Origin of the sequence: Aeromonas sp. QDB23, from assembly GCF_027707745.1 — a bacterium.
GTDB lineage: Bacteria > Pseudomonadota > Gammaproteobacteria > Enterobacterales > Aeromonadaceae > Aeromonas > Aeromonas allosaccharophila.
In genome coordinates, this window is the sequence record NZ_JAPCJA010000016.1 from 67,686 (window position 1) to 82,485 (window position 14,800).

The 14,800-nt window shown below is 60.9% G+C and carries 11 protein-coding genes; 5 read left to right on the forward strand and 6 right to left on the reverse strand.

Going from position 1 to position 14,800, the window contains the following annotated elements; all coding sequences use genetic code 11:
* Positions 1-61: 61 nt before the first annotated feature.
* The 5 genes from PG888_RS09495 to PG888_RS09515 form a co-directional block, all read right to left on the reverse strand.
* Entirely contained in the window at positions 62-1,165 is a 1,104-nt protein-coding gene (locus PG888_RS09495) for an EAL and HDOD domain-containing protein (RefSeq protein ID WP_064335439.1), read from the reverse strand.
* Positions 1,166-1,169: 4 nt separating this feature from the next.
* Positions 1,170-2,810, reverse strand: a complete 1,641-nt coding sequence (locus PG888_RS09500; protein WP_270693312.1) for a sensor domain-containing diguanylate cyclase — start codon at positions 2,808-2,810, stop codon at positions 1,170-1,172.
* Positions 2,811-3,066: 256 nt separating this feature from the next.
* On the reverse strand, positions 3,067-5,103 hold the full coding sequence (locus PG888_RS09505) for an exoribonuclease II (protein WP_182938259.1): 2,037 nt from the start codon (positions 5,101-5,103) through the stop codon (positions 3,067-3,069).
* Between the two features lie 100 nt (positions 5,104-5,203).
* On the reverse strand, positions 5,204-6,103 hold the full coding sequence (locus tag PG888_RS09510) for a LysR family transcriptional regulator ArgP (protein WP_042656383.1): 900 nt from the start codon (positions 6,101-6,103) through the stop codon (positions 5,204-5,206).
* Positions 6,104-6,301: 198 nt separating this feature from the next.
* Positions 6,302-6,952 (reverse strand): acyl-homoserine-lactone synthase, encoded by a 651-nt coding sequence (locus PG888_RS09515; protein ID WP_182938258.1) that lies wholly within the window; start codon positions 6,950-6,952, stop codon positions 6,302-6,304.
* 62 nt (positions 6,953-7,014) lie between these two features.
* Between PG888_RS09515 and PG888_RS09520 the strand changes: the two genes are divergently transcribed.
* The 3 genes from PG888_RS09520 to PG888_RS09530 all read left to right on the forward strand — a co-directional run bounded on the left by PG888_RS09520 (position 7,015) and on the right by PG888_RS09530 (position 10,722).
* The gene (locus tag PG888_RS09520) at positions 7,015-7,797 is read left to right on the forward strand and encodes a LuxR family transcriptional regulator (RefSeq protein WP_075113182.1); all 783 of its coding nucleotides are present in this window, start codon (positions 7,015-7,017) and stop codon (positions 7,795-7,797) included.
* Between the two features lie 205 nt (positions 7,798-8,002).
* Positions 8,003-8,614 carry an L-lysine exporter gene (gene lysE, locus PG888_RS09525; protein ID WP_232093575.1) on the forward strand — a complete coding sequence of 204 codons (612 nt, stop codon included), beginning with the start codon at positions 8,003-8,005 and terminating at the stop codon, positions 8,612-8,614.
* A 134-nt stretch (positions 8,615-8,748) separates the two neighbouring features.
* On the forward strand, positions 8,749-10,722 hold the full coding sequence (locus tag PG888_RS09530; RefSeq protein WP_182939792.1) for a bifunctional 2',3'-cyclic-nucleotide 2'-phosphodiesterase/3'-nucleotidase: 1,974 nt from the start codon (positions 8,749-8,751) through the stop codon (positions 10,720-10,722).
* A gap of 101 nt (positions 10,723-10,823) precedes the next feature.
* On the opposite strand, the gene PG888_RS09535 is transcribed toward PG888_RS09530, so the two are convergent.
* Positions 10,824-12,833 (reverse strand): methyl-accepting chemotaxis protein, encoded by a 2,010-nt coding sequence (locus PG888_RS09535; protein ID WP_182938257.1) that lies wholly within the window; start codon positions 12,831-12,833, stop codon positions 10,824-10,826.
* 260 nt (positions 12,834-13,093) lie between these two features.
* On the opposite strand from PG888_RS09535, the gene ruvA reads away from it, so the two are divergent.
* Both ruvA and ruvB read left to right on the forward strand, forming a co-directional pair.
* On the forward strand, positions 13,094-13,708 hold the full coding sequence (gene ruvA, locus PG888_RS09540; RefSeq protein WP_075113179.1) for a Holliday junction branch migration protein RuvA: 615 nt from the start codon (positions 13,094-13,096) through the stop codon (positions 13,706-13,708).
* An 8-nt stretch (positions 13,709-13,716) separates the two neighbouring features.
* The gene (gene ruvB / locus PG888_RS09545) at positions 13,717-14,727 is read left to right on the forward strand and encodes a Holliday junction branch migration DNA helicase RuvB (RefSeq protein WP_042063596.1); all 1,011 of its coding nucleotides are present in this window, start codon (positions 13,717-13,719) and stop codon (positions 14,725-14,727) included.
* The last annotated feature ends 73 nt before the right edge of the window (positions 14,728-14,800 follow it).

Consider the following 14,800-nt stretch of genomic DNA (forward strand, 5'->3'; position numbering starts at 1 on the left):
GGGTGAGCCTCTGGCAAAAAGGGAGCCCATTCTAGCCAGTGACTCACCGTCCTGCCATCTCCTAACTGGTGAGAAACGCTTGCCCCCACATTTGTGACTGAAAATAGACGGGGGTGAGCTGGGCCGGATCGAGTTGATATTTGGGGGCAAGCTGTTCCAGCAGGGCCCAGTTGCCCTGTTCATAGGTGCTGACCAGCTGAAACAGATGAAAGAGTGGCCCTTCGTGCAGTTCGATGGCGCGCTGCACGCTCTTGGGCAGGTGGGCCATCAGCGGCTCCGACAGCAGGGAGCCATCGAGCACCAGGCCTACCAGAAAGGCCCAGCTGGCCTCCGCTTTACCGAGGGCGGTGAGGGCAATCAACTCGCAGAAGCGGCCGCGGGCGATGGCCATGCGGGTGCAGGCCTCCGGCATGTGCTGGCTCACCCGGGCCAGACCGTTGATCAGCACGAACTTGCGGATCTCCTGCTCCCCCAGATAGGAGAGGGCGCGGGGTACCGAGGTGATGGGGGCGGCATGATCGAAGCCGGGGGCGTTGACGTAGGTGAGCAGCAGGCCGGGCAGCCAGGCATCCTGCTCCAGCAGGCGAGCTACCTGGGCGAAGGAGAACTCCTCGTGGCAGATGAGCTGGAGGATCTGCTGTACCAGCGCCATATCGGGCTGGTTGGCCCGCTGATTGACCAGCTCGGGACGGGCGAGAAAGCCGCCGGCAAAGAAGTCGACCCCGGCCTCCCGCAGCGGGAGAAAATCCGCCCAGGTTTCGATGTTCAGCGCCATCCGCTTGTGTTCGGTGGGCTGGCAGATCCCCTCTTCCCCCATCCAGTACACCAGCAGGCGGCTGGCGCCGAGCCAGCGTGGATCCCGGTTGGCGCCATGTACCGCCAGTCTGCGCCGACTGTCGCGCCACTGCTCCAGCACCGGAAACGAGTTGGGCTGGCGTTCGCTGGAGGCTTCAACCAGCGGGATCGCGTCCTGATCCAGCAGCAGGGGACGCTGTTCATCGAGCTGTTCGTGGGTGAAGGGCACCAGATATTGACGCCCCTGCGCCAGCAGGCGGCAATGTTGCGCCAGTGAAGGCCATTCGGCCGGTGAGCTGAGCTGATAGTCGATGCCGTAGGCCACCAGAGCCAGGCGACGATTGAAGATAGGATAGCGACGCAACAGCATGGGATCACCGATAGGCCAGAGTGCGGGCCCTCCCTTGTGACTTGGCGTGGTAGAGCGCTTGGTCAGCCTGTTCGGTCAGGGTCTGCCATGCTCCGTCCTGGGAGGGAACCAGATAGCTAAAGCCTATGCTAACCGTAATGAAATCAGCAACCCGCGAGGCGGGATGGGGCATTTTCAAGCGGGCAAGACCATCGTGGATCCGCCCGGCCAGCTGTTCGGCCTCACCGGGTTGGGGGGCGCAGAGCAGAATGACGAACTCCTCGCCACCGTAACGGGCGACCAGATTGGTGCAGCGCCGCTCTGCATCCCGGAGCACATGGGCCACCTGTTGCAGGCAGAGATCCCCCTTGGCATGGCCGAAGTGGTCGTTGTAGGCCTTGAACTCGTCCACATCGATCATCAATACCGCCAGCAGGTTCTGGGTGCGTCGTGCCCACTCCCACTCCCGCTGCATGGTGATGTCCCACTGGCGCCGGTTGGCGATGCCGGTGAGGGGATCTTCCAGCGACAGCAGGGAGAGGCGGTGATTGGCCTCCTCCAGCGCCCGATTGGTCTCGGCCAGCTGCATGGTGCGTTCGGCGACCCGAGCCTCCAGCTGGCGGTTGAGGGTTTCCAGCTGCTCCTGGGTGCGCTGGCGGATCAGCAGTTGTGACAGAATGGCGGCGTACTGTTTGAAGATCTCGCTCTGATAGGCCTTGAGCGGACGGTGCCAGAGCAGGTTGTCAGCGGCGATCCAGCCGATAGGAGTGGTGCCATCCCATAGCGATACCATGGCGTTCCAGCCACGGCCTACCTGCTGCTTCTCGTAGTAGAGCGGGGTATCTTCCAGCACCAGCACGTAGTCTTTGCGTCTGAGCGCCTCCTGTACCGTGGGGTGATCCGGAATGGGGCTGATGAACCCATGTTCGTCGACCAGCTCGCCCTCTTCGCTGGTGCCCCAGGTGCCGCGCATGGTCTTGCCATCGGGCTCGATCAGGAAGATGGCGACCCGGTCGAACTGCAGCTCCTTGCGAGCCAGCAGCACGGCGTCCCGCAGCAGCTCGTTTTCGCTGCGGCTGTGGGAGAGGGTGACGCTGACCATGTGCAGTGCCTGCAGCATATTGAGGAAGGAGCCCTGCAGCGCCTGACTCTGCACCAGATCGGTCTGGGTATGGAGCCGTTGATCCCGCTCCTGATCCACCTGGCAAGAGAGCAGGTGATTGCTCAGTTCGGCAGTCAGATAGTGAATAAGCAGCTGGATGCCCTGACGCTGGCGAGAGGAGAGGCGGTCGATGCGGCGGTGGGTCTCCAGATAGATGACCCCTTCCAGTTTCATGTGCCGTTTGAGGGGGAAGCAGGCGCGCAGCCGCGGCTGGGCTGGCTCGACATTTTCACCGGAGTCTGGCGGCTGGTAGATCTGCTCGATCACCAGTTGCCCCTTGCCCATCGCCTTGTCGATCAGATGGTGGGGCAGGGTCAGCTGTTCGAGATGAGCGGGAGCCAGTCTGGTCAGCCCCTGATCGAGCTGAAAGCTGTAGAGTTGCGGTTCGGGGGCTTTCAGCCAGAGGTAAAGGCGTTCGGCATCGGTTTTTTCACGGATGGTGGCGAGGCTCACTTCGCATAACTGAGCGAAGTTGGTGAAGTGTTCCGGGTCCCATTCCTGCATACCAATATCCCTTGGGGTGTACCCAAGCGAGTATATAGTTATTTCTCTTTGATTAATATGTCAGAAAGGAGAGGTAGCGCACATAACGGTTGCATTCAGTGCGGCTCATAGAAACATTCACTGAGTTCTCCGCCCATCGCGGTGAAAACCGTGCCCCGTGGCGGTGGTTTTGGTCGCGGGTTGGGCAGAATGCGGAGCAAAAAAGAGAGCCCGCACGATGGCGGGCTCACGGGCAGATCAGATGACTCTGCGCGGCTTATTCTGCCTTGGTGGCCGCGTCCGCAGGCGTTTCACTGCTATCGGCTGGCGCACTCTCGGCCACCGGTGCTTCCGGTGCCGGGCCCGGTACCAGCGCGACCGCCGGCTTGGCGATGAGGGAGCGGGTCTCTTCCACCGCTTCGCTCAGCTTGACCTCGATGATCTGGCCCAGCTCATAGACCACTTCGGTCTTGTCCAGATAGACGCGGCCGTTGTCCCAGTTGCACTCCAGCCGATCCTTGTTGTCGAGGATATGACGGGCAGGCATGAAGACCACGGCGCCGTTCTCTTGCAGACGCAGCTTGAGACCGGCACGCATCACGTCGATGATCTCGGCGTTGAACAGCTGATCGGTGCCCGCGGCGGCTTTCAGGTAACGGACATAGAGCCAGTCACCGATGTCGCGCTCGACCATGCGGTGCAGGCGGCGGCAGGCGGTCAGATGCTCGGTGAGCTCTGTGCTCGGGCGCTCACCCGGGGTCTTGCCAGCGATGACCGCTTTGAGCAGACGATGGTTGACCATATCGCCGTATTTACGGATCGGGGAGGTCCAGGTGGCGTAGGCATCCAGACCCAGGCCGTAGTGGGCGCCCGGTTCGGAGGACATCAGCGCATAGCTCTGGAAGCGGCGGATCTTGCCATCCAGCCAGCGGGTATCGAGGTTGTCGATCCAGCGGCGTAGGGCGCAGAAGCCGGTCAGGCTGGCGATCTCGTCGCGCTCGAACGGGGCCTCGGCGCTTTTCAGCAGGTCGATGGCGCCGTCGAGGGACTCTTCGTCAAAGCCGGTGTGAACGTTGAAGATGCCGTAACCGACGCTCTTGCCCAGTACGCGACCGGCGCAGATGTTGGCGGCGATCATCGACTCTTCCACCATGCGGTTGGCGATGCGGCGCGGCTCGACGTGGATGGCAAGCACTTCGCCATTTTCGCCCAGCTCGAAGTCGTAGTCCGGGCGATCCGGGAATACCAGCGCGTGCTCGGTGCGCCATGCGATGCGCGCTTCGGTCATCGCCTTCATCAGCGGCAGCTGGGCCAGCACGCCAGCATCGATGGTCAGCGCTTTGCCATGCTCGGCCCAGTCGGAGACATCGTCATAGCTGAGGCGGGCGTGGGAGCAGATGCGGGCGGCGAAGAACTCGGTCTCCTCCATCAGCAGGCCATCTTCGGCGATGTGCAGACGGGCGCACAGGGTGTTGCGCTCCTCGCCCTCTTTCAGGGAGCAGAGTTCGTCGGAGAGGGTGCGCGGGATCATCGGCACGTTGCGGCCCGGCATGTAGACGGTAAAGGCGCGCTGGGCGGCCTCTTTGTCCAGCTCGCTCCCTTCGGCCACATAGGCGGTCGGGTCGGCGATGGCGACCAGCAGCTCCCAGCCGTTATCCAGCTTGCGGATTGCCAGGGCGTCATCCATGTCCTTGGTCTTGGCACCGTCGATGGTGAAGAAGGGGACATCGGTCAGATCTGTGCGTGGCAGCTCCTCTTCCTCGATGACCTTCCACTCCGGCAAGTCAGCCGGTTCGATCTGGGCCAGATTGTGGCGCGCCAGCACCACCCACCAGGGCACATTGTGATCTTCCTGGGCGGCGATCTTCTGGATGATCTCGGCAGAGAAGTTGCCGTCAACCAGCGCATGGCGCTTGAGGGTGGCCACCACCCAGTCCCCTTCCTTGAACTCTTTCTCATCTAGGCCCTTCTTGACGCGGGCCTTGATGGCATCCTTGATCAGCGGGTGATCGGCGACCACGTTGAGGCGGTCACGGAACATCTTGACCCGGGCCACGAAGCGGGTAACGGACTGCTCCAGCAGGGTATCCGGCTCGGCCACTTCCTTCTCTTTTTCGGTGCGGATCAGGGCGGTCACCCGGTCACCGTGCATCACCTTCTTCATGTAGGGAGGCGGCACGAAATAGCTGGTCTTCTCATCGACTTCCAGAAAGCCGAAGCCCCGGTCCGAGGCGCGGATCACACCCTCTTTCTTCGGAATGTTTTCGCGGATTTGTTGCTTGAGCTGGGCCAGCAGCGGATTGTCTTGGAACATAAGTGAGGAACCTGAAGTGGAAAACCTGGGTGGAGACCTGATGAAGGATCGCCCAGCACTATACGTTTTTACCCCTCCAAAGCCAAGGTGAATGGCCTGCTCAGCGTGGTTTCAACTGCGATCTGGCGTGGTCAATGAGCCGCAGGGAGAGCTGTTTGTGCACCCCTTTTTCCAGTACCCAGCGGTGCCAGTAGAGTCGTTCCATCAAGATGTGGTCGGGGCTGAGGTTGACCAGTGTTCCGGCTTGCAGCTGCGATCTGATCTGCAATTCGGGGATCAGACAGTAGGCCAGCCCCTGTTCGGCCATGGCGACGAAGGCTTCTGACGAGTGAACGGTATGACAGGGATAACCGCCGGGCTCCAGCCCGAAGTGACGGCGCATGAAGCTGATATGCATATCATCGCGCTGATCGAACGCCACCGCCGGTGTCCTGGCCAGCGCCTCCCGAGTCAGACCGTGGGGAAAGTGGCGCGCCACGAAGGCGGGGCTGGCGGTGAGCAGGTAGTTCATCTCCCCCAGCTCGTCGACGCAGCAACCCGCCAGCGGCCGGGGCTGCAGGCTGACCGCGCCAAAGGCCTGCCCCTCGCGCACCTTGTCGAGGGTACGGCTCTCGTCATCGACCAGCAGGTTGAGTTCGATGGGGTGCAGTTCCAGCAGCGGGGCGATGGCGGGCAGGAACCAGGTGGCCAGGCTATCAGCGTTGACGGCGATACTGATCCGGATCGGCCCCTGCGGCTCGTCGGGGGTCAGATCCCCCGCCAGTTCAAGCTCTAGCTGGTGTACCTGACGGTAGTGGGCCAGCAGTTTCTGGCCGAGCGGGGTGGCCTGCAGCGGCTGGCTGCGAATGAGCAGCGGCTCGGCAAATTGCTGCTCCAACTGCTTGATCCGTTGGGAGATGGCCGACTGGGTGATATGGAGCGACTTGGCCGCCCGATCGAAGTTCTGCTCCTGCAGCACTGCATCCAGTGCCCGCAGCAGTTTGTAATCCAGCTCTTTCATTGCGTCCCTCCCGTTGTATCAGGGCTGACTCTACGTCAGCCGGGCCGGGACAACAATGGTGGCTGAAACGGGGGCGGCGCTGTGATTTTTGACAGTAGTGGTCAGGTCACTGAGGGAGGATACTCTCTGGTGCCGTATGGGGTAGCCCTGCGGAATCATAGCGATCTGTTTATCCCGGGTCTGTTTTCCCGGGATTTTTTATGAGTGGACTGCCAGCGCCAGTGACGGCTGCTGCAGTGGATAATGACTGGTTTGATAATGGCCCAGCAGAGGTTGGGAGACCGCCTGCGCGAAGCGTTCATCCAGATGAAAGCGGATGCCAACGCCCCGCACCGCGCCCAGATCGACCGCCTGACGGTGGCCGAGTCGTTCGATGGGCAGGCCGAGGCGGCGGAAGATGCGCTCCACCGGCAGGCTGACGACGGCGACCAGCTCGCGGATCCCGTGGGCCTGGGCGAAGGCATGGACCTCGCGGAAGATGACGCAAGTGAGTTCGCTGACGCCGTTATTCATGCGCGGAGCGCGCTGGGCATCGATAGCCAGACGGGTCAGTTCCCAGACATCGGGGCTGCGTGGTGCGCGTTCACCGGCAAGGGCGGTGGGGAAGATGGTGGGCAGCATATAGGCATCGGCACAGTTGAGCAGCCGGATGCAGCCACACACGCCTTGCTCGTCTTCGATCAGCACCCAGTGGGTATCTGGCGTGTCAAAGTTGTCGCGCTCCAGGCCACGATGTGACTCCACATCCCAGCCGAGCCGGTCGGAAAAGACGCGATTTCGAAAGCGATAGAGTTCATTTTCCACCTCATTTCGTGGGTGTTCTCTCAATTTTCCTTTGAAAACCAACATTTTGGACCCTCTATCTTGCTATTCGCCGTTATAATCACATGTCTGGCCAAGGGGGCTTTCATATGAACAGAGACCAACTGCTTGAGTACCTCGAACATTTCACTTCGGTGACAGATGGCAATTGTCTGGCCGAACTGATTGGTCGCTTTACGCTCGGGATGGGCTACGACTACTACCGCTTTGCCCTGATCCTGCCGATGTCGATGCAAAGGCCCAAGGTGGTGCTGTTCAACCGCTGCCCCGACTCCTGGGTGCAGGCCTATACCGAGAACAACATGCTGGCGTGCGATCCGGTGATCCAGCTGGCGCGCAAGCAGACGCTGCCCATCTACTGGAATCGCCTCGATGAGCGAGCCAGCTTTCTGCAAGAGGGGAGCATGGATGTGATGGGGTTGGCAGCCGAGTTCGGCTTGCGCAACGGCATCTCCTTCCCCCTGCACGGCGCAGCCGGGGAGAACGGCATTCTCTCCTTCATCACGGCCGAGCGGGCCTCGAGCGATCTGCTGCTGGAGTCCTCGCCGATCCTCTCCTGGATGTCCAATTACATCTTTGATGCGGCCATTCGGGTGGTGCGGTTCAGCATGATGGACAGTGCGGGCAAAGAGCCCCTGACCGAGCGCGAGACCGAGTGCCTGTTCTGGGCAAGTGAAGGGAAGACCTCCAGCGAGATCGCCTGCATCCTCGGGATCACCGAGCGCACGGTCAATTACCACCTCAATCAGGTCACCCGCAAAACCGGCTCCATGAACCGCTATCAGGCCATTGCCAAGGGCGTTGGCACCGGGCTGTTGTTACCCAATCTGGAGCAGGTTGTGGTCACCAACTTCCCCAGCGTGCTGCAGTAGGTCGGAGCTCGACAGACACAACCGATTCTCCTGCCGCACTCCGAGGGTCACAATTGTCAGATCCGGTAATTGACAAGGGATTGAATAGCGGATTGCTGTGGCGGCCATCATTAGCAAAATGAATCAATCAGTAAATCAACGCATTTCTCTGGATGCTTCCCCCTCGCTATAGTGCCGTTCATTCATCACTTCGGACGGTACTCTCATGCTGCTCGCTACGACGTTGCAAGGCTTCACCATCGGCCTTGCCATGATCATCCCCATCGGTGCCCAGAATGCCTTTGTGCTGAGCCGGGGCATCCATCGCAATCACCATCTGCTGAGCGCCACGCTCTGCAGCGGCTGCGATCTCGTCCTGATTGCCATCGGCGTATTTGGCGGAGCCAATCTGCTGGCCGCCAGCCCCCTCGGCATGGCGCTGCTCACCTGGGGCGGGGTGCTGTTTCTCAGCTGGTTTGGCGGCCGCTCCCTGCTCAGCGCCTGGCGCGGTAAGGGGGAGGGATTGGCCGACTCAGCCCGGCGGATGGGGGCCAAGAGCGTGCTGGCGATGACGCTGGGGGTCACGCTGCTCAACCCGCACGTCTATCTCGATACCCTGATGCTGCTCGGCTCGCTGGGTAGTCAGGTAAATGAGTCCCTGCGCCCGGCTTTTGCGGCGGGGGCCATGTTGGCCTCGCTGGTGTGGTTCTACTCGCTGGCGCTGGGGGCGGCGGCACTGGCGCCCTGGTTGGCACGCAGCCGGGTGCAGCGGGGGATCGACCTGCTGGTCGGCATCATCATGCTGACGCTGGCACTGCAACTCGCCCTGGGGGGTTAGCAGGGGACCGGGCATTGTGCTGCCCGGTTTCATAAAAATTAATCAAGACGCCAGTTTGTGGCATATTCTCCGGTGAAATTTTCCATCCTTGTGACTTGCTAGATAAAAATAAGGAAAATCCAGTGAATAGAACCATGAAGCTGGGCGTCATTGCCTCCATCATGCTGCTGTCTGCCTGTGGCGCAGAAAAGCAGGATCAGCCCGGTGCCGTCTCGCTGCGGCTGATCCAGACCTCCGATATCCACTCCAATGTGCTGGGCTATGACTACTACCAGAACAAGGAGGATCGCAAATTCGGTCTCTCCCGTACCGCCTTGCTGATCCGCGCCGCCCGCGCCGAGAACCCCAACAACCTGCTGCTGGACAACGGTGACCTGATCCAGGGCTCGCCGCTGGCGGACTACATTTTCGAGCAATCGGGTGCCGGTTACCTCGACAAGCAGGCCCATCCCGCCATCAAGGCACTGAATGAGCTGGGTTATGACGTGGGCAACCTCGGCAACCACGAGTTCAACTACGGCCTCGATTATCTGGGCAAGATCCTTAAAGGGGCCAACTTCCCCTACGTCAACGCCAACGTGTTTGAGGGGGATGCCTTCAAGCGTGATAGCAATGGCAAGATCGACTGGAGCGGCAACAAGTTCACCCCCTATCTGCTGCTGGATCGTCAGGTGAAGGATGACAAGGGGCAGTCGCAGACCGTCAAGGTTGGTATTCTGGGGCTGACGCCGCCGCAGGTGCTGCAGTGGGACAAGCGTCATCTGGAAGGCAAGGTGGTGGTGGCCGACATGGTCGAAACCGCCAACCACTATGTGCCCGAACTGCGCGCCAAGGGGGCCGACGTGGTGGTGGTGGTCGCTCACTCCGGCATCAATGCCGGCAGCTATGAAGCCATGATGGAGAACGCGGCCTGGCATCTGGCCAAGGTCGAGGGGATCGATGCCCTGATGCTGGGCCATGCCCACAAGAACTTCCCCGGCGACTTCCCGGATCTGCCGTTGGTGGATAATCAGGCGGGCACCCTGAATGGGATTCCCACCGTGATGCCGGGCTTCTGGGGTAACCATCTGGGGATCATCGATCTCAAGCTGGAGCAGGTGGCTGGCAAGTGGCAGGTGAAGCAGAGCCAATCAGCCTTGCGCCAGATCGATTCCAGCGAAGGGAGCAAGGTAGACGAGCAGGTAGTGGCTCTGGTCAAGGCGGACCACGACGCGACCAACCAGTGGCTGGATCGCCCGCTCGGCAAGATCACCTCATCCATCCACAGCTTCTTTGCGTTGGTGCAGGATGACCCCTCGGTGCAGCTGGTGAGCGATGCCCAGCGCCAGCATGCCGAGCAGTTGCAAAAGGATGGCCTGCTCAAGGAGTCCTATCCGATCCTCTCTGCCGCCGCCCCGTTCCGTGGTGGTCGCAACGGCATTACCGATTTCACCTATGTGACGGCGGGGGATATCTCCCTGCGCAACGTCTCGGACCTCTACATCTACCCGAACACCCTGCAGGTGGTCGAGGTGAACGGCGCCACCGTCAAGGAGTGGCTGGAGATGAGTGCCGGTCAGTTCAACTGGGTTGACTCGGCCAAGGGCGAGGTGCAATGGCTGGTGAACGAGAAGTTCCCCACCTACAACTTCGATGTGATCGACGGAGTGAACTACGAGGTGGATATCACCCAGCCCGCCCGTTACAACAAGGAGGGGGAGAAGGTGAGCGAGGGTCAGCGGATCAGCAACCTGACCTTCAACGGCCAGCCCATCGATCCGGCCCAGAAGTTCTATGTGGTGACCAACAACTACCGCGCCAGCGGGGGCGGCCACTTCCCGGGTGTGGATGGCAGCAATATCGTGCATGAAGATCCCTTCGAGACGCGCGAGATCGTCGCCCAATATCTGAAATCCCGTTCCGCCAGCAATCCGCAAGGATTCAGCCCGGCCGCCGACAACAACTGGCACATGAAGGCGCTGCCTGCCGGGGTGGATGTCCGTCTCTACTCATCGCCCCGTGAAGAGGCCAAGGCGCTGGCAGGCAAGGATCTGGCCTATCAGTCCACCTTGCCGATGGATGACGAGAAGCACCCGGGCTACGCCATCTACCGTCTGGTTCGCCAGTAACTCGCCGATGGCCGGACGGTGTGTCCGGTCCGCAGAAAAGCAAATGCCAGTCCGTTCACGCGGACTGGCATTTTTTCTGCGCCGGGCTCGGCGGGAGATGGCTACACCCGGAACTGGGAGAGCAGGCGCTGCTGCAGCAGGCTGGCTTGATGGAGCGAGGAGGCGAGCTGCAGGCACTCCTGCGCCTCCTGTTCGCCGGTTCTGGCTTGCAGACTGATACCGGAGACCTTGTCGGAGGAGTGGCTCAGGGTGTGTGACAGCTGCCCGGTGGCATCGGCCACCTGCTGTACCATGTCGGCCAGCTGGTCGATGGCCCCTTCCACCTTGAACAGGATCTGCTTGGTGTTCTCGGAGTCCTGCATGCCGGACTCCACCGTCTTGAGGTTGCGTTGCATCATCAGGTAGGCGGTCTCGGTCTGCTGCTGGATGCTGCTGATCACCTGGCTGATCTCGGCGCTGGAGGTGGCGGTGCGATTGGCCAGGGTGCGCACCTCGTCAGCCACCACCGCAAAGCCGCGCCCCATTTCGCCCGCCCGGGCCGCTTCGATGGCCGCATTGAGGGCCAGCAGGTTGGTCTGCTCCGAGATGCCGCTGATGGTGGAGATGATCTGGCCAATCTGGCTCGCCTGCTCCTTGAGGGAGTTGATGGCGACGGCGCACTCGCCCACCTCCTGCACCACCCGCTGCATGCCCGCGCTGGCCGAGGCGACGTACTGGCTGCTCTCGGTGGTCAGCTGGCGCACCTCGTTGGCATTCTGGGCCGCCATGCTGCAGTTGTCCGATATGGTGGTCGCTACCTGCACCATCTGTTCGCTGTCGTGGTGCAGGGCCTGGGCGTGTTCGGCGGTCTGGCGGCTGCTCTGGCTGATCGCTTCCACCCGGTTGACCGAGGTGTGGACGTGTTCGCTGATGTGCTGATTGTTGTCCATGGTGGAGCTGATCATCTTCTGCAATTTTTCGATGAAGCGATCCACGCTGTTGGCCAGCGAACCGATCTCGTCATCCCGTTGCAGGTTGATGCGTGCGTTGAGATCCCCCTCGCCGGCGGCGATATCCTGCATCCGTTTGTCCACTTGCAGCAGCGGCGTCACCAGCTTGCGGGTCAGCCAGAAGCCGCAGAGAGTGACCATGATCAGGCTCAGCAACAGGCCACCGAGCAACAGGGCGCGGGTCTGGCTGATGATGCCGTTGAGTTGGGTGACCTGATCCTCGACGGTGGCATCACCGCTCGCCTCGATGGCAACCAGTTGTTGTTTCAGCTGGTCGGCACTGGCCTCATAGAGAGCCTGCTGGGCCTGATAGCTGCCGAGTGCCTCGATCCACTGCCCCATCAATTGCTGATGTCGGGTCTGCAGGGCGCGATACTCTGCCGACAGTGTCTTGCCAGCAAATTCGCCGGTTCCCTCGATATCGAACAGCCCGGTGCCGAGCATGCTGTCGATCGCTTCGTGGTAGAAATCGGTCGCCTCTTTCAGCTCGGCCTTGATCGCCGCCGTGACCCCCTGTCTGCGCATCTTCTCCAGCGCATAGAGCTGGCGCAAAAAGCCGATGTTGGACTCCATCCCCCCGTCGGCCGCTTCCCAGCGGGTAGAGAGGCCGCTGTTCCAGCTGATGGTCTGGTCGGGGGATTGGGTCAGCGCCTCTACCGCGCCATCGCCGATCACCTCCAGCTGGGTCGAGAGACGGGCCATCAGGTCGGCGTTCTGATGCAGCGCCTGATCCGCCTCGGTATAGGCCTGATAAAGCGCCAGCAGCTTCTCTTGCTGCTGTTGATAGCCCTGTTTCTGCTGATCCATGGTGGCAAGGGCCGCGCTATCGATCAGCTGGCCCTGGCTGACCCGGGCCAGCGCATCATCGGTTGCAGCCTTGGCAGCATCGAGTTCGGCCCGATTGAGCGGCGCGCCGTTTTGCATCTTCTGGATATAGAGCTGCTGATTGCCCAGCTCTATCGAACCCTCCATGGCGCCATCGGCGGTCTGCCAGGCGGCGCCCAGCACATAGGAGAGCAGGTCGGCAAGCCGCTGGCTGCCATACCAGCCCACGATCCCCATGCCCAGCGTGCAGCCGAGCAAGATGGCAAGACCCAGATTGGCGGTGGTAACAATTTTCATGTGATGGCCTTCCTTGGTATCGACATTGGCACCATGTTCGGTTCCGAACGGGTTTAGTGTAGTGGTTTATCCCCCGGTCAGGGTCCGCTGCGGTGTTGAAACATCCCGTGCACTGGCTGCACCCGATCAAGCATGGTGGCTAATTGAATAAAAAGCCTCTCTGACGACGCTCCTGTCACGGCCCTATGCTGGATACTTATCCAGTTATTCTTTATGCTATGAGCCAATTTACGAATAGCTGTATTGGTGAGGAGAGAGCCGTGATTGGTCGCTTGAGAGGCATTGTCATTGAAAAGCAGCCCCCCGAGGTCTTGCTGGAAGTGGGCGGGGTCGGCTACGAGGTGCAGATGCCGATGAGCTGCTTCTATGATTTGCCGGAGATCGGCAAGGAGGCGGCCATCCATACTCACTTCGTGGTGCGCGAAGATGCCCAGCTGCTTTATGGTTTCAACCACAAGCAGGAGCGGGCGCTGTTCCGCGAGCTGATCAAGACCAACGGGGTCGGCCCCAAGCTGGCGCTGGCCATTCTCTCCGGTATGACCGCTACCCAGTTCGTGCTGAGTGTCGAACGCGAAGAGATAAGCTCCCTGGTCAAACTGCCGGGTGTCGGCAAGAAGACCGCCGAGCGGCTGGTGGTGGAGATGAAAGATCGGCTCAAGGGCTGGGTCAGCCACGATCTCTTCTCTCCGGCCCTAGTCACCTTGCCAGCCAGTGAGCCCGAATTGCGTGCGCCGGATGTGACCGAAGAGGCGGCCAGTGCGCTGGTGGCTCTCGGTTACAAGCCGCAGCAGGCGAGCCAGATTGTCAGCAAGATCGCCAAAGAGGGGATGTCGGTGGAAGAGATCATCCGTGAATCCCTGCGTAGCCTGGTGTGAGGTAGTTGATGATTGAAGCAGACCGTCTTATCTCATCAAGCGCCGCGCGCGAGGATGAGATTATCGATCGGGCCATCCGCCCCAAGAAGCTGGCTGACTACACCGGTCAGGATACCGTCTGCGAGCAGATGGAGATCTTTATCGAAGCGGCGCGCCAGCGGGGCGAGGCGCTCGATCACCTGCTGATCTTTGGCCCGCCGGGTCTGGGCAAGACCACCCTCGCCAACATCGTCGCCAACGAGATGGGGGTCAATATCAAGACCACCTCCGGCCCGGTGCTGGAGAAAGCGGGGGATCTGGCGGCGCTGCTCACCAACCTCGAACCGAACGATGTGCTGTTCATCGACGAGATCCACCGCCTCAGTCCGGTGGTGGAGGAGGTGCTCTATCCGGCGATGGAGGATTACCAGCTCGACATCATGATCGGGGAGGGGCCTGCGGCCCGCTCCATCAAGCTGGATCTGCCTCCCTTCACCCTGATTGGCGCCACCACCCGGGCCGGTTCACTCACCAGCCCGCTGCGGGATCGCTTCGGCATCGTCCAGCGGCTGGAGTTCTACAACGTCAAGGATCTGACCGATATCGTCTCCCGCAGTGCCCGCTGCCTGGGACTCGAGATGACGGAAGATGGTGCCATTGAGGTCGCACGTCGCTCTCGCGGCACGCCGCGGATTGCTAACCGTTTGTTAAGGCGGGTGCGCGATTTTGCCCAGGTGAAATCCGATGGCCGCATCGATGGCCCCATCGCGGCCCGCGCCATGGACATGCTGGATGTCGATAACGAAGGGTTTGACTTCATGGACCGCAAGTTATTGTTGGCTGTGATAGACAAGTTTATGGGGGGCCCGGTGGGTCTCGATAATCTGGCCGCCGCGATCGGGGAAGAGAAAGATACTATCGAAGATGTGCTGGAGCCTTATCTGATCCAGCAGGGGTATCTGCAACGTACACCCAGAGGACGGATTGCGACCACACGAGCCTACGCTCATTTCGGTCTTCAGCGACCAGATGAGAAGTAATACCAATCAGATTAAAGATGTGATCTAATTGCTCTATTCTGGTTTCACTGTACTCAGTATGTCCGATCCAATC